10 protein-coding genes are annotated in these 21386 nt (G+C 28.5%); 6 read left to right on the top strand and 4 right to left on the bottom strand.

Features of this window, described 5'->3' with window-relative positions; translation table 11 throughout:
- The first annotated feature begins 44 nt into the window (after positions 1-44).
- From HNQ06_RS00100 to HNQ06_RS00090, 3 genes are read left to right on the top strand one after another with little or no spacing between them, the layout of a single operon-like run.
- Positions 45-1286 carry an exonuclease SbcCD subunit D gene (locus HNQ06_RS00100; protein ID WP_184106749.1) on the top strand — a complete coding sequence of 414 codons (1242 nt, stop codon included), beginning with the start codon at positions 45-47 and terminating at the stop codon, positions 1284-1286.
- Positions 1273-4119, top strand: a complete 2847-nt coding sequence (locus tag HNQ06_RS00095) for an AAA family ATPase (RefSeq protein WP_184106747.1) — start codon at positions 1273-1275, stop codon at positions 4117-4119. Before HNQ06_RS00100 ends, HNQ06_RS00095 begins: the two co-directional genes overlap by 14 nt.
- A gap of 33 nt (positions 4120-4152) precedes the next feature.
- A complete protein-coding gene (locus HNQ06_RS00090; protein WP_184106745.1) occupies positions 4153-5088 on the top strand; it encodes an ROK family protein in 936 nt (311 codons plus the stop codon).
- Here the strand turns inward: HNQ06_RS00090 and HNQ06_RS00085 are convergent.
- The 4 genes from HNQ06_RS00085 to HNQ06_RS00070 are packed head-to-tail and all read right to left on the bottom strand — an operon-like array spanning position 5085 to position 12997.
- On the bottom strand, positions 5085-5909 hold the full coding sequence (locus HNQ06_RS00085) for a hypothetical protein (RefSeq protein ID WP_184106743.1): 825 nt from the start codon (positions 5907-5909) through the stop codon (positions 5085-5087). The two genes, HNQ06_RS00090 and HNQ06_RS00085, sit on opposite strands and share 4 nt — an antisense overlap.
- Complete coding sequence (ileS, locus tag HNQ06_RS00080; RefSeq protein ID WP_184106742.1) at positions 5903-9031, bottom strand: isoleucine--tRNA ligase; 3129 nt, start codon at positions 9029-9031, stop codon at positions 5903-5905. Before ileS ends, HNQ06_RS00085 begins: the two co-directional genes overlap by 7 nt.
- A 14-nt stretch (positions 9032-9045) precedes the next feature.
- A complete protein-coding gene (locus HNQ06_RS00075) occupies positions 9046-11265 on the bottom strand; it encodes an AAA family ATPase (protein WP_184106740.1) in 2220 nt (739 codons plus the stop codon).
- A gap of 22 nt (positions 11266-11287) precedes the next feature.
- Positions 11288-12997: a phospho-sugar mutase gene (locus tag HNQ06_RS00070; RefSeq protein ID WP_184106738.1), complete on the bottom strand. Its 1710-nt coding sequence runs from the start codon at positions 12995-12997 to the stop codon at positions 11288-11290.
- A 134-nt stretch (positions 12998-13131) separates the two neighbouring features.
- Here HNQ06_RS00070 and uvrB point away from each other — a divergent pair, with 134 nt between their 5' ends.
- Genes uvrB through HNQ06_RS00055 form a run of 3 tightly spaced genes read left to right on the top strand, consistent with a single transcriptional unit; the run spans position 13132 to position 21386 of the window.
- Positions 13132-15138 (top strand): excinuclease ABC subunit UvrB, encoded by a 2007-nt coding sequence (gene uvrB, locus HNQ06_RS00065; protein WP_184106736.1) that lies wholly within the window; start codon positions 13132-13134, stop codon positions 15136-15138.
- Between the two features lie 3 nt (positions 15139-15141).
- Complete coding sequence (gene uvrA / locus HNQ06_RS00060) at positions 15142-17994, top strand: excinuclease ABC subunit UvrA (RefSeq protein ID WP_184106734.1); 2853 nt, start codon at positions 15142-15144, stop codon at positions 17992-17994.
- On the top strand, positions 17949-21386 hold the full coding sequence (locus HNQ06_RS00055) for an LPS-assembly protein LptD (protein WP_184106732.1): 3438 nt from the start codon (positions 17949-17951) through the stop codon (positions 21384-21386). Before uvrA ends, HNQ06_RS00055 begins: the two co-directional genes overlap by 46 nt.

Raw genomic sequence — 21386 nt, 5'->3', positions numbered from 1 at the left:
ATATATAAATATAATTTAAGAATTAAAAAAAGTGAGAGTATTTTGTGAGCAATTATAAAATTCTGCATACTTCAGATTGGCATATAGGAAAAAAAATTGAAAATTTTTCAATACTTAGAGAGCAGAAAAATTTTTTATCTTTTCTTTTAGAATTTATTAAAAAAGAAAAGATAGATCTTCTACTTGTTGCTGGGGATGTTTATGATTCCAAAAGACCTGGTTTTGAGGAGCAAAGATTAGTGAATAATTTTTTTTATGAGCTTTCTTTTACTTCTTGTAAATGGTGTGTGGTTATTTCTGGAAATCATGACAAAAAGGATTATTTGAGTATAAATAAAAAACTTCTCTCACGGTTTAATTTTTTTTTAATAACAGAGTATGATTCTGACGAGCAAATAGTTTTATTAAAGGATAATGAAAATCTTAAGTTTATTATTGTTTGTCTTCCACATATAAATGAAAGGCTTATTTTAGGGCAAAGTTTTGACAATATTTTTGGTTTAGAAGATCAGTCTTCCAGTAAGCTATTTCTTGAAAATTTAGAAAATGCTTACAGAGAAAAGATATCAAATTTATCCAATTTTTTAGAAAACAAGTATAAAGGAATTCCTAAGATATTAATGGCGCACTCTTTTTTTGGTAGTAGCAAAAAGATTGATGCCTTGGGAGGCAGTTATATTATCCCTTTTAATGTTTTTGGAAATGGTTTTTCTTATGTTGCTCTTGGGCATATTCATAAATTCATGAAACTAAGAGATAATATTGTTTATTCAGGATCTCCTATGCAATATTCATTTAATGAGACCTGCGATAAATATATAAATGTTTTACATTTTAATGACAATAAATTAATCTTGCAAGAAGCATTTCCGGTGCCGGTTTTTAATAAATTAATCTTTGTTAAAGGTTCTTTAAATGAAGTTCTTGATTTTTTGTCTAATGTTAAAAAAGAAGAGTCTTTTACTATTTATTTGAAAATTGAACTTAATGAAGCAGTTGATACTAGTGCTGAGGAGACTATTTATGATTTAGCAAGGCTTAATTTTATTAATTTAGTTTCTATTTCCTATTCTTTACCCTCAAGTCAGGATTTGCAAGATGATTCCAACTTTATTGAAGAGCTTGAAGTGCTTGAAATGGATGAAAAATATTTTTTTGAGAAAAAGTTGAGACGAGATTTTGAGAACGGTGTTATTAGGGATATCAAATTTAAGGAAGAAGAGCTCATTTCTCTTTTTAACGAGGTTTTAACTAACGGATATTTGGGTGAATATGAGGATAAATAAGCTCATATTTAAAAACATTGCTTCTTATAAGGGTGAGCATGAGTTAAATTTCGATACACTTCTTTTAAGACAATCAGGCATTTTTTTGATTTCTGGCAATACTGGATCAGGTAAAAGCACCATTTTAGATTGCATAACTTTGGCGCTATATGCTCGTGTTTACAGACTTGGAAAAAAAATTGTAGATATTATATCAAAAGGCGAGACTAGTGCTTATGTTAAATTAACGTTTACTATTTCTGGGAAGATTTATGAATCTTTTGTTGAGCTTAATGTAAAAAATATAGAGACCCCTAAAAGCATGTTGCTTAATTGTTTTTTTGATGGTAGGATTATTGAGGGTCGAACCGATGTTTTAGAGCATATTAAAAGTCTTTGTCGATTAGACTTTAACCAATTTTGTCAAACTGTAATTTTGCCACAAGGTAATTTTCAAGAATTTTTAACATCAACTCCTAAAGAAAAAGCAGCAATAATTGATAATATTTTTAATTTGAAAAAATATGATAATTTAGAATTTTATTTAAAAAGTGACTTTGAGCGTACAAAGTTTAATATAGATAAATTGTTGAATTCTGAATCTTATGAAAAATCAATTCTTGATTATGATGAGAGTGAGTATAAATCCCTTAAGGATTATTTGGATTTAGTTGATATTGATCGATTAGAAATTGATCTTGAAAATATTAGAGGGGCTATTTCTTTGTGTAATCAGGCAATAGCGTCTAATGAGAGATATTTGGGTTTAGAAATTGAAATGTCTTCTTTAGAGGATCAATTATCTTATCAGATTGAATATCAAAATTCTTTAGAGAAGGATCATTCCCTTCAAAAGAAATTAAAAGAAAATTTGGATTTGGATCGAAAAGTTTATTTATGCTCAGATTTTTGGACTTTGAAAAATCTAGTTGCTATGCAAGGTGAATTGTTTAATGATATTGGATTACTTGATTTAGAGCTTTCAAAAGTGATGAGTAATTTAAAAGAAATTAAAGATTTGGATAGCAATAATTTTAATTTTAATTATGTTAAGGAGCTTTATAACAAAAATTGCAATCTTTTTAATTTAAAACTTGTTGAGAATGATTATCAAAGCTTGCTTTTAAGGAAAAATAGTCTTGAGAATGAAAAAAAAGAATTATTAATGTCTCAGAGTAAAAAAAATGATGAGATTAAAAGCATTTCTTCTGAGAAATCTAATTTTGATTTTGACAAATATGTTTACTATGAAGCATTGAAATTGTTTCAAGCTTTTAATGATGAGTTGATTTCAAAATATAGAGATAGGTTAGAATTTTTATTAAAATCCATTGACAAAGAAGATTTTAATAAAAATAAGGAAAAAAATATTATTAAGATTGACTTATATAAAGAGTTGTTAAAATATCTTGATGATAAAAATTTTTCTATTGAGAGTGATAAAGAGAAACTAAAATATATTGAGACTGAATATAAAAATTATCAGCATAAAGATAAATTATCGGTTTGTGGTTTGAAAGAGCTTTACGCTTTAAATTCAAAACTTCATTTGATACAAAATCAAATTGATGAGCTTAAATATCAGCTATCTTGTAGACAAGAAGAAATCTCTAAACAAGAGGTTAATGCTTTGGAGTTTAAAAAGAATAATGCTGAGATTTTAAGCTTGATTGGAAAAAATTTATTTGACAAATACATAAATTATTTTGACAAAGAAAAAATTTTAGCATTTGAAAATAAATTGCAAAAGCTTGAACGATTTAAGGTTAGGAAAAAAGATTTAAAAATTGAAATTTCTTTGAAAAATAAAAATTATGATCAAAATCTTTTAAAGATTAAGAGTTTATTATTAAAGCTTAATTTAAATTTAAGTTTTAACGATTATTCTTCTTTGGAAAGAGAATTTAATGTTGTTTTGGCTAAGCAGAAAAGGGTAGAAAGTGAATGGAATATGCTTGTTTTAAATCTTAAAAATTTAGAAGATTTAAAAATTAAAACCGAAACTCAAATTAAATTTATAAAGGAATCTATATTAACTTTAAAGGCGAGATTAAATGAAGAGCAAAATAGTTTTATTAATATAATTTCAAATTTAAAAAATGTTTTTTTTAGTTCATTTTCTTTTGAATCAGAAACTGTTTTGGAACAAATCAATAAGAATAGTTTGCATTTCTTGCAAAAATTGAGCTTATCAATTAGCTCTAAGCTTGAATTTTTATCCAGAGATATCGAAAAGTATAAAATCAAGCTTTTAAATTTTCAAGCTCTTCAAAAAAAGATTAATCAACAAAAAATTAATTTAGACGCGCTGAGAGGGGAATTAAATCTTGCTAAAGAAAGAAAAGATAAACTAGATGTTTTAAGGAAGGTGGTTATTAGATCTTCTGGATTGAAATATTATGTTCAAACTTTTTTAATTAATGATATTTTAAGGCTGGCAAATGAAAAGTATTTAAGGTGGATTTTCCCTGATTTTGAGCTTAAAACTAATAAAGAGAGTAAGGAGTTTGATTTTTTAATTGAAGATAAAAAAGATGTTAATAAAATAAGAACGGTAAAAACTTTGTCTGGGGGTGAGAAATTTCTTGTGTCTTTGGCTTTGTCTTTGGCTTTATCTGATAAAATAAGGGATAGTGAGTTGAAAATAGAAGCTTTTTTTCTAGATGAAGGGTTTGGCAATCTTGATGAAGATACTTTGGCTCAAGTTATGCCTAAGCTTTCTAAGTTTCAAATGATGACTGGACGACAAATTGGTATAATTTCTCATGTTTCTTATTTGAAAGAGATGATTAAAGCACAAATAGTTATAAACAAGATTTCTAAAATTTCTTATATTGCTATGGAAAATTTATAATCATTTATGTACAATTAGGGTCTGAGGATAAATATGAAACGTTATTTAGCAATTGATATTGGCGGAACTAGTACTAAATATTCGCTTTCGGATTCAAGCGGTGTTTTTTTTGATAAAAATGAAATAAGCACTGGTGCTACTTCTGATGAGCAAGTAAATATTTTAGTTAACCTTATTAATTCTTACAAAGAATCAAGTGATATAGCGGGAGTTGCAATTTGTATTCCCGGGTTTGTTGACCTTAAGGGAAATGTCCTTAGGGTAAATGCTATTTCTGGATTCGTTAATTATCCTTTAAAAGAGCGATTAGAATCTTTAACCGGAGTAAGTACAGAGATTGAAAATGATGCTAATTGTGTAGCCTTGGCAGAAAAATTTAAGGGCAATGCCATTGACTCCAATGATTTTATTGCTATAACTCTTGGCACAGGAATTGGTGCTGGAATTTTTGCAAATGGCAAGCTTTTAAGAGGGAGTTCTTTTATGTCTGGAGAAGTTGGATTTATGATTACTAGAGGTATCAGCAATAATATTCCTTTTAATTGTAGATGGGAATCCATTTCTTCTGTTTATGCCTTAAGAAAAAGAGTTGCTATGCGATTAGGGAAGCCTTTAAAAGAGATTTCAGGAGAATTTGTTTTTGATCTAGCTGAGAATGGGAATATTCATGCCAAAAATGAAGTTGATAGATTTTTTGAGAATTTGTCATTTGGTATTTTTAATTTAACTTTTATTTTAAATCCTGAAAAAATTTTGATTGGAGGAGGAATAAGCGCAAGGCCCGATTTAATAGATAAAATATATGAAAAATTAGAAAATTTATGGTCTTTAGAAATGGCTTTTGATAATAATAATAATATAAAAAATCTTGTAACACTTGAGCCTACTAAATTTAATAATGAATCTGGTAAAATTGGAGCTTTGTATCATTATTTTACTTGCAAAAAGCAGAATAATACCTCATTTTAGGTTTGAATGTTTGAAGCCAGTTTTTCTATAAGGTTTTCAACGCTAGATTTTTGAATATTAAATTCTATTTCTACTGTATTTTGGTCTTTTATTGTGGTCTTTATGTGGCTTGATATTGTGAGATTGGTCATGCTTGTCAAGACAGTTGGAATTAACCTTTTTGATAATATTTTTAGTATTGGCGGGTTATTTGTTTTGATCAGGGATTTAAAAATATATTCTTTTTGATTTAAGCTGTTTATAGACAGGGTTCCGCTGCTAAAAGGGATTAAATTTTTGCTGCTTACTATTTGGTTTGGGAGCAATAATGCTGGATTTTGGATCCAAAAAAACATTTCATTTTTTCCTACTTCCTTAATGTATTTTGTTGTTAGTATATTATTGTCTTTTATGATTTTATCTTTTTGGGCTATTGTAATGCTGGTTCTAGCTTTGTTTGGGATAATGTATATATTTGAATTTTTAAGTTTCCATTTTGGATTTGTAAGTATATTACCTATTGATTCTGTATTTCTATTTTTATGAATTCCCCAGAAAATATCTTTTGGAAAATTGCCCATTATTAGTAGAGCAAAGTCGTTATTTTCTTTTTTATAGCTAAAGTATAAATCGCTTATAAGCCCGAGAATGGATTTGTATTTAGGGCTTAAGGAGTTGTAAATAGACCTGTTTTTAATTAAATTTATATGGGCGTATAAATTTGCGTCAGGCAAAAGTTCCATTAAGTAATTTAGTTTTTGTTTTGGAGGGCTGTAAGGCAGACTGGCGCATCCTACTATGAGACATAAAATGGTGAGTATTTTTGTTAATGTTTTTAACATTTTTCAATTCCTATTAGTGTAAATATGTCATCGGCAAGGTTTATTTTTTTTTCTAGCTTACTTTTGTTTGATATGATACTTAAGGTCAATGTTTCAGTTTTAATGTATTTTTCAAATTTATTTAGTATTTCTTTCAATGTTTCATTATTTTCTATGTATAAATTTATTCTATCGCTAACATCAAAATTTTTTTCTTTTCTTAAATTTTGTATTTGTCTTACAAATTCTCTTGTAAGCCCTTCTAAGTACAATTCTTTAGTGATAAGCGAATCTATTCCTATTGTAATGGATTCTTCATTGATTACTTTTAAGTTCTCTTTTTCTTCTCTTTCTAAAATTATATCATTTAATGATAAATAATGTTTTGCATTAGCTATTTTTATTTCATAAGATGTTCCATTTATTATTTTTATTATGTCTTCATTTTTTAGCTTGCTAATCTCAGCAGATACCGCTTTCATATCTTTTCCAAGCTTTTTCCCAAGTTCTTTAAAGTTTGCTTTTGCTTTGTAAGTTATAAGCTCCTCTTCGTTAGATTTTATTTTCATTTCTTTTGCATTTATTTCATCTAATATTATTTCTTGCATTTCCATTAGCATATTTTGTTCATTTTGATTTTTTGTGACAATATATATCGTACTAATGGGCATACGTATTTTTATATTGTGCAATGATCTGAGTGATCTTGCCATTGAAGTTATTTTTCTTGCGAGATTTATTTTCTCTTCAATTTTTTTGTTAATGAAATTTTCATTTGCTTTTGGATAATCGTTGAGGTGTATTGATTGTTTATCTTCATCGGTTTTTAAATTTTGATAAATCTCTTCTGTTATAAATGGAATAAAAGGAGCAAGTAAAATCATTAAAGTTTTTATTGCATAATATAATGTTTCGTAGGCATCATTTTTGTCTTTATCGTTTTCTGATTTCCAAAATCTTCTTCTTGATCTTCTTATGTACCAATTGTTTAATTTATCTATAAATTCAAGTAAAGATTCTATTGATTTTGTTAGATTGTATTTATCTATTTCTGTATTTAGTATTTTTTTTAGGCTTTCAAGTTCGCTTATGATCCATTTGTCAAGGCTATTGTTTTTAGCTAGGCTTAGATTTTTTGGAGGTTTGAATTTATCAATTATTGCATAAGTTGTGAAAAATGAATAAGCGTTCCAAATGGGTATTATTATATTTTTAAGAACGTCTCTTACTCCATTGTCGCTATATTTTAAATCATCGGCTTTAACTACAGGGCTCATTATTAAATAAAGCCTTAAGGCATCGGCTCCGAAAGTGTTTATTACTTGCATTGGATCTGTATAATTTTTAAATGATTTTGACATTTTTCTTCCATCGCTTGAAAGCACAAGTCCATTTACAATTACGTTTTTGAATGCTGTGTTTTCAAAAAGAGCAGCTCCCAGGATTGTAAGAGTATAGAACCATCCTCTTGTTTGATCTAAGCCTTCTGCAATAAAGTCAGCAGGAAATATATTTTTAAAATTATTTTCATTTGCGAATGGATAATGGTTGCTTGCGTAAGGCATTGCTCCAGATTCAAACCAACAATCAAGAACCTCGCTTGTTCTGATAAATGTGCCACCATCTTTGCTTGGCCAGGTTATTTTATCTATTTGGTCTTTGTGTAAGTCTTCGACTTTTTGACCAGATAGGTCTTCAAGCTCTTTTTTTGATCCAACGCAAATTTTTTTTCCTGTTTTTGAGCATATCCAAATTGGAATTGGATTTCCCCAAAATCTGTTTCTACTTATTGCCCAATCCTTTGCATTTTCTAACCATTTTCCAAATCTTCCTTTTTTTAAATGGGCTGGCATCCAATTAATTTTTTCATTTACCTCTAAGAGTTTGGTTTTTATTTTTTCTACATTTACAAACCACGAGCTTATTGGTCTGTAAATAATTGGGCAATTTGTTCTATAGCAAAATGGATACCTGTGCAGATAATTTTCTCTTTTGAATAAAAAATTGCTTAATTTTAGGTTTTCTATTATTTTTTTATCAGCATCTTTTACAAAAAGTCCTTCAAAATCTTTTGTCTGGTTTGTGAATTTACATTCAGCATCTAAGGGGTCTATTATATCGACATTTGTGTGTTTTTTAAGTATTCTGTAGTCTTCTTCTCCAAAAGGAGCAAGATGAACAATTCCTGTTCCATCGTCAGTTGTAACATAATCAGCTGTATGTACCTTGAAAGCCCCTTTATCTTTTTGTTCTAAAAAGTAGTTAAAAATAGGTTCATATTCTATGCCTGCAAGCTTGCTTCCTTTGAATTTTTCAATAATAGTATATGAATTTTCATCATCATAATAACTATTAAGCCTTTTTGATCCAAGTATTAAAATCTCTTCTTTTTTTTTGTCAAAAATTTTAGAATATTCTATTTCTTGTCCTACTGCGATTCCAAGGTTTGAGGGCAATGTCCAAGGGGTGGTTGTCCATACTAGTAAGTATTCGTTTTTATCTTTGATTTTAAATTTTATTGTTAATGATGGGTCATTGACCTCTTTGTATTCTCCAAGATTCACTTCGAAATTTGAAAGCGGGGTTGCAAGCTTTGGGGAATAGGGGAGTACATAGTAACTTTCGTAGATTAAACCTTTGTTATAAAGATTTTTAAATACCCACCATACAGATTCCATGAAGCTTGTATCCATGGTTTTGTAGCCTTTTTCAAAATCTACCCACCTTCCAAGTCTCAAGATTATATTTTTCCATTCTTTTGTATATCTGAGTACTATTTTTTTGCATTCTTTGTTAAAATTTTCAATACCATAATTTTCTATTTCGTATTTGCCAGAAATTCCCAGTTTTTTTTCTACTTCGTATTCAACAGGTAATCCGTGAGTATCCCATCCAAAATTTCTTTTAACATATTTGCCTTTCATTGTCTGATATCTTGGAATTATGTCTTTTATTGTGTTTGGAACAAAATGTCCAAAATGAGGAAGTCCTGTTGCAAAAGGCGGTCCGTCATAAAATGTAAATTCTTCACATCCTTCTCTTTGCTTTATTGATTTTTCAAAGATCTTATTGTCATTCCAAAATTTTAATATTTTTTCTTCTATTTTAGGAAAATTTGCCTTGTTTTCTACTTTTTTAAACATAATATAATTCCTCTTTATTCTATTATTATTTTTTCTTTTTCTAAATAAATCGTTATTTTATTTATGTTTTGATTTTCAGCTATTTTGGTGATAATATTTTCTTCTATTTTTTCTTTTATTGCAGCAATTACGCTTCTTGCCCCTGAATTTTTTTTATAGTATTTTGTGGTTATGAATTTATCAACATCTTTTTTTATTTCTATCTCGATTCCTTTAGAGTAAAATTTTGTTTTAAGGGTGTCTAAGTAGTTTTTGCAAATTTCTTCTACATTGTCTTTTGTGAGAACATTTAGGATAATTTTTTTTTGAATTCTGTCTAAAAAGGATAACTTAAATCTTTTTTCAAGATCTTGTTTTATTTCTTCTTTAAAGTTTTTTGTTTCTAAGCTTTTTTGTTGATTTTTGTTGAATCCAATATTTTTTTCTCCAAGAAGCATTCTAGATCCAATGCTTGTAGTCATTATTATAATTGTGTTTTTAAACAGTATTTTATCTTCTTTGCTGTCAATAAGTTCTCCATTTTCAAGCATTCGACTTATTAGGTTTAATATAGAGTTGTGGGCATTTTCAATGTTTTCAAACAATATTAAAGTTTCAAATGAATGTTTTAATTTATTTGTCAGAATGCCTCCATCAGAGTAGCCTACGTATCCTGGATTTGTGCCAATTAATTTTGAAATAGAGCTTTCTTCTTTATAGTCTGACATATCTAGTCTTAATACTGAATTTTGATCTTTGATAATTTTTTTAGATATTTCATCAGTTAAAGCAGTTTTTCCACAGCCACTTGATCCTATTAACAATATTGAGGTTAAAGGCTTAGAATCGTCATTAAGCCCAAGTTTGACTTTAATAATTTCTTTAATAAGTTCGCTTACTGCATGTTTTTGTCCAATCACTTTTTTATTTATTTCGCTTTCTACTTCTTTTAATTCTAAAATTTCTTCTTTAGTGTTATTTGCTGTTTTAATAGATAGTATTTCATTTATTGCCTTTTGTATATCATCTGATGTTATAATATTGTCTTTTGTAAGTTCTTCCTTTTTAATTGCACCGGCGATGTCTATTATATCTATTGCTTTATCTGGGAATCTTTTATTTATTAGATATTTGGATGAAAGTTTTACTATATTTAAAAGCGCACTTTTTTCATAGATCACTCCATGATAGTCTTCAAAATTTTTTGCAATATTTTCGATTATTTTTAGTGTATCTTTTTCATCAGGCTCTCTTACAGTAATTGTTTGGAATCTTCTGGCGAATGCCTTGTCTTTTGAAATATATTTTCGATATTCATTGTAAGTGGTTGCCCCAATAATTTGTATTTCAGTTCTAGAAAGTGATGGTTTTAGTATATTTGATGCATCAAGAGCTCCTTCGGAGTTTCCAGCTCCTATTAGAGTGTGTATTTCGTCAATAAATATTATTGTGTTTTTGTTTTTTTCAATATACTTAATTATATTATTTAAACGGTCTTCAAACTCGCCTCTATATTTTGTTCCCGATACCAAGTTTGAAACCTTGAGCATTAAAATTGTTTTGTCTTGCAGTTTGCTACTTATTTTTTTTTGTACTATGCTTGATGCAAGTCCTTCAACTATTGCTGTTTTTCCTACACCAGGTTCGCCTATTAGCATTGCGCTATTTTTATTTCTTCTCAAGAGTACATTTGTAAGAGTTTTGATCTCTGCTTCTCTTCCAATCAAAGGGTCTAATTTTCTATCTTTTGCAAGTGCTGTTAAATTTTTGACATACTTTCCAATTTCGAAGTGTTCATTTTCAAGTCGTATTTCTTCATCAAATTCTTTGTAAGTTTCAATTAATCTTATTTTATTTTTTTCCATGTATTCTAATATATTTTGATCTTTAAAGTTGAAGCTGGATTTACTTAGTTTGTGCTTTTTAAGAAGTTTTTTATTTTTTAATATTTGATAAAAAATTTCTTTTGCCCCTATTAAGGGTTTGGATTTAAATTCCTTTTTAGCTTCTTTTATGAGGGTAAAGATTTCTTTATTAATTTTTGGAATAATTATCTCGTTTTTTTCTATTAAAATTTTCTCTAATTTATCTATTTCGCATATAGCTTCTTGTTTAATGTTTTTTAGAGTTTTGGTATCTATAAATTTTATTTCGGATTTTTTTGAAGAGTTAATTATAGACATTAATAAGTGCCAAATTGAAACTTCTTTATTTTTATTTTTTCTTGCAATTTCTTTTGAATCTATTTCTACCAAATTTATTAAATTTTCTGTTATGTTAATATTTTTTTATCTCCATCTTTATTGCATTTATTATACCAAATATTTTGTATTTTTCCTTATACTCTAGCTTTACAGATATATAAAATTTAATTTTTGGCTCTGTTCCAGAGGGTCTTACAATTATTATAATTTCGTTTTCAAGTATAAATTTTATTGCGTTTATGGGATATTTATATTCTTTGATTTCTGAAATTTCATTTTTAAAGTTAATCTTTTTAAGAGTTTTATAGTCTAATTTTTCAATAATTTTAATTCCTGCGAATTGTACTTTTTGTTCTTTTCTTAGTTTTAGCATTAGCTTTTCTCTTTGAATTTCCCCATTAGCTCCTTCAAATGTTTTTTCTATATTAAATTCTTCATAATATCCAAATTCTTTGTATATCTTTTCAAGATAATCCTTAATTGTTTGCTGTTTGGCTTTTAAGTCAAGCACTAAAGAACAAATCCCTTTTATGGCTGAAAATGCATCCTTATCTCTAACCTTTCTTCCTATTAGATATCCATGACTTTCTTCGCATGCAAAAGCAAATTTTTTATTTGGTTCATTTTTTTCCATTTCATTAATTAAGTTTCCTATCCATTTGAATCCTGTGTAAGTTCTAAAAATTTGAGAATCATATTTTTCTGCAATTTTTTCTAGCATTGGTGTTGTTACAAATGATGATATTACAAATGTATTTTTAGGATTTATTTCTTTTGAGAGTATATAGTTCATTAAAATGCATGATATTTGATTTCCGTTTAAGAATATCCATTCGCTTTGATCTTTAAACGCAATCCCTATTCTGTCAGCATCTGGATCTGTTGCAAGGGCAATGTCACAATCTACTTTTTTTGCAAGCTCTATTACTTTAAGCATTGATGTTTGTTTTTCTGGATTAGGATAATTTATTGTTGGAAATTCAGGGTTTGGTAGTATTTGACTTTTTTCTAAAAAAAGCTGTATTTTACTATTTGCAAAGAGTTTTTTTATTATGTTCCCACCAGTGCCGTGTAATGCTGTGTAGGCTATTTTTAAGTTTGTTTCTTTGCTGTCCTTTTCAAAATCAGGGAATTCTTTGTTTATTGATTCCACATACTCTTCGTCTATCTCATTGCTAAGTTCTTTAATGATTCCTTTTTCAATGCCTTCTTTTATGGTAATTGTATTTATTATGTTTTTTGTATTTTTAATTTCATTAGTTATTAGTGTGTCATGAGGTGGTATTATTTGGATTCCACCTTTCCAATATGCTTTATATCCATTATATTCTTTTGAATTATGACTTGCTGTTATCATAACACCAACATCACAGTCAAATTTTCTTATTGTATAAGATAGTTGGGGGGAAGGTCTTAAGCTTTTATATATATATGTTTCAAAATTATTTGAGGCAAAAATTTGAGCAGCATTGTAAGCAAATTCTTTTGAAAAATATCTTGAATCATAGCTTATTGCAACTTTGGGGTTTTTATTTATTTTAAGTACATAATTGCATATTCCCTGGCTTATTTTTTTTACATTATATGTGTTCATATAGCATGTTCCAGCTCCAATGATTCCCCTTATTCCAGCGGTGCCAAATTCTAGATCTTTGTAAAATCTGTTTAGAATTTCTGTTGAATTATTTGTTTTTTGAATTTTTATTGCTTCTTCTTTAAAATAGATATCTTCTTCAAGAACAATGTAATTTTTTAATTTTCTTTTAGCTTCGATTTTTTGCATCAAATATTTCCTTTTATTTTATTAAACAAAGATTAATTAAATTATATTGATTTATAATGAATTTATATACTTGATATAGAATTTATTATCATATAATTTATAAGAATGTGTATTAAATTTTGGTCGTTAAATTAATGATAGATTTTTTTTTGAAGTCGGAATATCTTCCCGCTGGTGATCAGCCTAAAGCAATAAAAGAGATTGAAAATTCTATTTTGCTGGGGAATAAATATCAAACATTAAAAGGCGTTACAGGTAGTGGGAAGACTTTTACAATTGCAAATATAATCAAAGATCTGAACAGGCCTGCTTTAGTTGTCAGTCACAACAAAACATTAGCAGCACAACTTTATAGAGAGTTTAAGGATTTTTTCCCAAATAATGCTGTTGAGTATTTTGTTTCTTATTATGATTATTATCAGCCAGAATCTTATGTTCCTTCAAAAGATTTATTTATTGAAAAAGAAGCCACTATTAATACTGAGATAGAAATTAAGCGAATAAGAACGGTAACGTCTCTTGCTAAAAGACGAGATGTAATTGTTGTTGCAACCGTATCTTCAATTTATGCTCTTGGATCTCCAGATTTTTTCAAAAAATCAGCACGAGAATTTTTTGTAGGCCAAAAGATTTCTATTAAAGAAATATCAGATATTTTTGTAGAGCTTTATTATGAGAGAACTTTAATGAATCTAGAAAGAGATAAATTTTCAATTAAGGGAGATATTGTTGAAATTTGGCCTAGTAGTGAGCATGGAGAGTTTGCTTATCGAATTTGTTTAGATTTTGATGAAATTGTTGAAATATATAGGGTTAGTTCATTTTCTAAAAAAAATTTAGGAGCCACAAATAGTTTTACCCTTTTTGCTAAATCTTATTTTGTAATTCCTTATGAGAACGTATTAGAGGCAATACCTAAAATATCTCATGATTTAAGTCTTCAATTTCAATATTTTAAAGATAATGGCAAACTTGTAGAAGCCGAGAGACTTAAGCAGAGAGTAGAGTATGATTTGGAAATGCTTAGAGAAACAGGGTTTTGTTCGGGCATTGAAAATTATTCTAAATATTTGAGTGGAAGCACAATGGAAAGACCCTATTGTCTTTTTGATTTTTTTCCGAAAGATTATCTATTATTTGTAGATGAATCTCATGTTACATTGCCTCAATTTAGGGGAATGTATAATGGAGATCATTCTAGAAAATTAAATCTTGTTAACTTTGGATTTAGACTTCCTGCAGCGCTTGAAAACAGACCCCTTAAATATGATGAATTTGACGCATTAATTAATCAGGTTGTATTTGTGTCTGCAACTCCGAGTGTTGAAGAGAATGAGAAAAGTAGCGTGGTTGTTGATCAAATAATTCGTCCCACAGGTCTTGTTGATCCTGAAATTATTACTAGGCACTCTGATGGGCAAATGGAAGATCTTTACAGTGAAATTCAAAAAAGAGTAGCTCTTAAAGAACGTGTTTTAATTACCACTTTGACAAAAAAAATGTCTGAGGATTTAACCGAATATTTAGTAAGTCTTGGCATAAAGGCAAAATATTTACATTCAGAGCTTGACACTCTTGAGAGAGTGGAAGTTATTTCGCTGCTTAGAAAATCTGAAATTGATGTTATTGTTGGCATTAACTTGCTTAGAGAGGGCTTAGATATTCCAGAAGTATCTCTTGTTGCAATATTAGATGCTGATAAGGTGGGTTTTTTAAGATCTACTACTTCATTGATACAAACAATTGGTAGGGCTGCTAGAAATTCTAATGGACTTGTAATAATGTATTACGACAAAATTAGTGTAGCTATGCAGGAGGCAATTGAGGAGACTAATAGAAGACGTCAAATTCAGATTGATTATAATAAAAAAAATAATATTACTCCTAAGACAATTGTTAAAAAGATTCAAAATATTTTAGAAAAAGAACTTAATAATAAAAATAAAAATGTTGGCTATGATTTTGAAACAATTATTTCAGGCGAGAGATTGTCTAAAAAAAAGCTTATTAATAAGCTTAAATTTGAGTTAGAAGAAGCTGTTAATGATGAGAGATTTGAAGATGCAATTGTTTTAAGAGATAAAATAAAAGAGCTTAGTAGCAAAATTAGTATAGCTCGTAATAAAAAAAGAGAGGTATAATTTTTGGAAAAAATTTTGAAAAAAAAAATTATTGTCAGAGGAGCAAAAGAACATAATTTAAAAAATATTGATGTAGATATTCCAAAAGATGGTTTAGTTGTAATATCTGGCAAGAGTGGCTCTGGCAAGTCTTCTCTGGCTTTTGATACTATTTTTGCAGAAGGGCAAAGAAGGTATATGGAGTCTGTTTCAGCTTATGCAAGGCAGTTTTTGGGTGTAATGAAAAAACCCAATGTTGATTATATAGATGGACTTTCTCCTTCTATAGCTATTGAGCAGAGAACAATAAGCAGTAATCCTCGCTCTACTGTTGGAACAATTACTGAGATTTATGATTATTATAGACTAATATTTGCGAAAATAGGTAAAGCATACTGCCCAAATGATGGTAGATTAATAGAAGAGCAATCTTTAGATAAAATAGTTAATACTATTTTAAGTTATTCTGAGGGATCCAAGGTTATACTTTTTGCACCAGTTGTAAGGGGTTCTAAAGGCTCTCATAAAAAGGTTTTAGAAAAAATATTAAATCAAGGTTTTAATAGGGTTAGAATAAATTCTGAAGATTATTTAATAGAAGATGCTCTTAATTTAAATTTACATAAAAATAAAAAGCATACCATTGAAATTATAGTTGATAGGATTAAGCTTGGTAATAATGTTCGAGTTAGACTTGCAGAATCTATTGAGACTTCTCTCGCTGTTTCTAATGGATATTTACGAGTGGAAATTGATAATGATTTGGAAAAAATAGACAAACTATTTACAGAGCACAATAGTTGTCCTTTGTGTGGATTTTCACTCCCTCTTATAGAACCCAGACTTTTTTCATTTAATAGTCCATTTGGTGCTTGCAGCGAGTGCTCTGGTCTTGGCGTTACACTTGAGTTTGATTTTGAGAGCATTTGTCCTGATACTAGTCTTTCTTTTAATGATGATGCTTTTCTTACCTTTAAGACAAGTTCATCTTGGTCTGTAGCTATTTTTAAAGGACTTGCCAAACATTATAATTTTGATTTAAATACTCCTATAAAAGACATTCCAGATAAAGTTCTTAAACAGATTTTATACGGCTCAAATGAAAAAATAGATTTTATTTACCAGTCCAAAGAAATGGAAGCAAAGGAGTTAGATGGAGGATTTCATTATTCTAAAACATTTGAAGGACTTTTGCCTCTTTTAAAAAGGCGATATCTTACAACAGAATCAGAAAGCACTAAAATTTTTTACGAAAATTTAATGTCTAAAAAAATATGTAATTCATGTAAAGGGAAACGTTTAAGCGTTGGAGCTTTAACTGTGAAAATTAATGGAAAAGACATTCAAGATCTTACTAATTTGTCCGTATTTGATTCTTATGTATTTTTTGAAAACTTGCAGCTTGATATGGTGGATGAAAAAATATCTAAAGAAATTTTAAAGGAAATTAAAAGTAGGCTTAAATTTTTAATTGATGTTGGTCTTTCTTATTTATATTTAAATAGAATATCAGGCAGCCTATCTGGTGGTGAGGCTCAGCGTATTAGGCTTGCTACTCAAATAGGATCAGCACTTTCGGGTGTTATTTATGTTCTTGATGAGCCAAGTATTGGTCTTCATCAAAGAGATAACGAAAAATTAATTTCTACCCTTGTTAATCTTAAAAATCTTGGCAATACTGTAATTGTTGTTGAGCACGATGAGCAAACTTTGCGTACTGCAGACTATATTATTGATATGGGGCCTGGTGCTGGCATTCTTGGGGGGGAAATAGTTGCAAAGGGATCCTTAATTGATATTTTAAATAGCAAAAATAGCTTAACTGGTCAATATCTTAGCGGCAAGTTTAAAATAGATGTTCCAAGCTCTAGAAGAAAGGCGGATAAGGGAGAAATTTTGCTTTTAGGTTCTAATAAAAACAATCTTAAAAATATAGACGTAAGTATCCCTTTGGGAGTTTTTACCGTAATAACAGGTGTTTCTGGTAGTGGGAAAAGTACTTTGCTTAACGAAGTGTTATATCCAGCTCTTGATAGTAGATTGAAGTTTAATGAAAAGTATTGTGATGGTTTTAGAGATATTGTTGGGTACGAAAGAATTGATAAAATTATTCAAATAAATCAAAAGCCAATAGGGAGAACTTCAAGGTCAAACCCAGCAACTTATGTTGGATTTTTTACAGAAATTAGGGAGCTTTTTGCTAAACTTCCAGATGCAAAGGCAAGAGGTTTTAAAGCTGGTAGATTTTCTTTTAATGTTAAAGGTGGAAGGTGTGAGAAATGTCAAGGAGATGGGTATCTTAATATTCAAATGCATTTTTTACCGGATGTTTTTGTTCCTTGTGATTTGTGTAAGGGTAAAAAATTTAATGAAGAAACTTTAGAAGTTAGGTACAAAGGAAAAAATATACACGATGTTTTAGAGATGAGTGTGTTTGAAGCAAGTAAATTTTTTGAGAATGTCCCCAAAATTAGTCATTGTTTAAAATTTTTAATTGAAGTTGGGCTTGAATACATTAAATTAGGACAATCTGCAACAACTTTATCAGGAGGGGAAGCTCAGCGCATTAAGTTGGCTTTTGAGTTAAGTAAAAAGAGCACAGGTAAAACCTTTTATATTATTGATGAACCAACAACTGGACTGCATTTTGATGACATAAAGAAGTTGTTAGAGGTTTTGCAGCGACTAGTTTCCAATGGTAATACAGTTGTGCTCATAGAGCATAATTTGGATGTAATTAAACAGGCAGATTATATAATAGATTTGGGTCCTGATGGTGGGTTGGCAGGGGGAAATATCGTTGTTTCTGGTATTCCTGAAGAGGTTGCAAAATGCGAGAATTCCTATACAGGAATGTTTTTAAAAAATCTTTTATAATATTTTTAATTTTTTTAACATTTTATAATGCAATTTTTGCCCAGACTGTAAATGATGAGAATTCTAAAAAAAGAGATAAGCTAACCTTAAGTCAAAAATCTTATTTAAGAGAACTTGAGCTTTCAACCGATGAGGATTTAAAAAAATGGGCTTTGCAAGAGGGTATAAAAGAAACAGATGTTTCAAAAATACGAGAATTGCTTTTAAAAAAATTTGGAATAGATCCTGAGCTTTTTGTCAAGGGAAAAGGACTTGTCGGATCTGGTAGATATAAAATAATAATTGAAACTACAGATAATCTTGAAAATTTTACTTATGGACTTACTAAGGATGAAAGTATTATTTTTGAAGGAAGAGTTAATATCTTGGTTGAGGATATTAAAGAGAATAAAAAACACAATATTAAAGGTGATAGGATAGTCCTTAATAGGAACTCTAAAAAACTTTATTCTATTGGAAATGTTGAATATATTCTTGATATGGACACCAATGAAAAACTTTATTTTTATGGTAATGAATTTCTTGTCGATTTTGATTCTCAAAATTTTCTATTAAAAGACGGTATTCTTCAAAAAAAACTGCAAAAAAATCAAATTGATCATATTCTTTCGTTTGGAGGAAAGGTTTTAAGAAAGATAGACAATGATGTTGCTATTTTGGAACAAGCTTTTGCAACAACTAGTAAAATTCCAGAGCCTTACTATTCAATCAAGGCTTCTAAGATATGGGTATTGCCCTCAGGGGATTTTGGGTTTTTAAATGCTATATTTTACATGGGAAGAGTTCCAGTATTTTATATTCCTTTTTTTTTCAGACCGGGAGATAGTTTATTTTTTAATCCATCTTTAGGCCTAAATCCACGAAAAGGTTTTTCTGTTTTTAATACCATTTATCTTTTTGGTAATAAATCTTCAAGTGAAGATTCTTCTTTTTTGGATTTTGATTTCAATTCTGTTTATAATTCAGGCAAAAAACCTTATATAAGAAATGGATATTTAACTTATTTTTTTGCAGAAAATTTAGCACCCAGTGTTAATAAAGATTATGTTAAGTTGATTTTTGACATTTATGCTAATCTGGGATTTTATTCTGGAATTGATGTTAATTTGGGCAATACTTTGGGGCATTTTAAAACTTTGGAAGGGAATTTTGGATTAGGTTTTACTAGGAATGTTTATAGTTATGATGGAGGATATTATCCTTTTGATAATAGGACTTTAAAACAATCTCTTTTTAGTTTTTCCAATCTTAACAAAGGAGATATATTTGGGTTTGAAGTTCCTTTTAGATATTTACTTAAATTTAAAACAGAATTTCTTTTAAGTGATGCACTTTTTTCGGTTGTTTTAGAGCACTATTCTGATCCGTATGTTAATATTGATTTTAGAGATAGAATAGAAAGCGCTACATTTTTTTCTCTTTTAAATTTAGATAAAGATTCGGTTAAAGAGCAAACTAGCATTAGCACTTTTGATTGGAATTTATCTTCTTTTTATAAGAGAACATTTAATGATGGTTCAATTTTAGATTATAAATTAAATAATTTAGGCTTAAATTTTAAATTGTCGGGCTATGAAAATCTTTATGTTAAATCTCCTTTAGAAAGGCCAAAAGAGACTAATGATCCCACAAGAAAATGGTTTTATTTGGAGAGAATTTATGCTCCATATATTGATTTAAATTTCCAAAAAGACCTTTACAATAATCAATGGACATTTTCAGATACTAAAGAAATGATAATGCGTCCAGAAGTTAAAAATCTAGAAGATAAAGATAATAATAAAAAGAGTGTTAAGGAGAAAAATGCTAAAAAAACAACAGAATTGACTAAAGATTTATATATTCCTCCAGAACCAATTACTTTAAAAAATATTGATCAATCTGATTCTTTTTTTATTAGGTTTGGCATTAATCCTTATTTAAGAAATAATGTTTTTTTTAATAATTATGGCATAACAAGCCCAAAGGACTTTAATTATGAAATAAAAAATTATTTATTTGATATAAAAAATAAAACGGATATAAAAATCCATGCTGATTTTTATAATCGTTTAATTACTTTTGAAAATTTATTATATCTTAATACTATTGAGTATAATCCTTTAAATAAAGATTTTAAGGTTGAGGATAAAGATAAAAAAAGTGAGCACTCTATTATTAACCAAATAAATTTAAACTTGCTTCCTTTTATTAGATATCCTTTATTCTCTAGAAGTACTTTAAAGTTTGAAAATAAGGCTACTTTATATTCATTTAATAAAAAATATGATTCTAATGTAAAATCTTTGGTTAATAAGAATAGTAGTATTTTTTTATCTGATCCGGAAACTTTTTATCAAAGTTTAGCAGCTTCTTTAATTTATGATTATGATTATTTTACTACTGAGCTTTTAGGTGAATTAAAAAATAGTTTTGAAGATATTAAGGCTTCTTCTGAGCTTAAATTTTCTTTAGATTTCCCTTATTTATTACAAGAAGCTGGGCTTGGAATTAAATATTATAAAAAGTTTAAAGAAGATGCTATAAAAAACTCTGAAATTTCTTCTGTTCAAAATCCTTTGGATCCCCAAAAACCAACATCGCCTTATAAAAATTTAGAAATGTCTCCCGCTTTGTATTATAAAATTGAACCGAGATATTTGGATTATTTTAAGTTTAGTTTTTTAGCTGCTTATGATCCTTTGATAAATAGAGTTTCCGAGCTTTCTTTTAAGCTTAATGTTTTTGATTTTCAATTTTTGTTTGCTATGAAAGACGACTTTGAATATAATTATGATCCTTTAAAGGGAGATTTTTCCAAGATTGGTACTACAACCAAACTTGTTCCATATTCTTTAGATTCTAGTTATAAGAAGGAATTGTACGTTTTAACTTTTTTTGACAATAAGCTTTCTTTTACCTTAGGGGTAGATGTTGGCTGGAAAATAAATTTACAGAAATTTACGGATAATGAACTTCGATCCGCATTGACTTTTAAGCTTAAATATACAGAATTTTTAGAAATTTACTTTTCTACTTTATCTGTTAATACCAAGACTTTTAAATACTTTAAAGGATATATGGACCAAATTGGCCTTGAACCGGTTAATGTCTTCTCTGATTTATTAAAATCTTTCAATTTCTTTAATTCTCAGGACAGAAAAGATTCACTTTTTAAAATTAAAAAATTTTCATCAGGCTTTAAATTCAATTTTTATGATTGGAAATTTGTTGGTGAATATAATTTAGAGCCAGATTTGCTAATAGGATCTAACGGGATTTATTCTCCTATTTGGAGAAATAATTTTACAATTTATATTTCTTGGAACTTTTTTGCTCCTATAAAAGCCTCATTTGAAAACAATAAAGATACAAACTATGAGCTTATTATTAATAGAAAAACAAAAAAATAA

Origin of the sequence: Borreliella lanei, from assembly GCF_014205895.1 — a bacterium.
Taxonomy (GTDB): Bacteria; Spirochaetota; Spirochaetia; order Borreliales; family Borreliaceae; genus Borreliella; species Borreliella lanei.
This window is presented reverse-complemented; position numbering and strand designations above follow the sequence as displayed.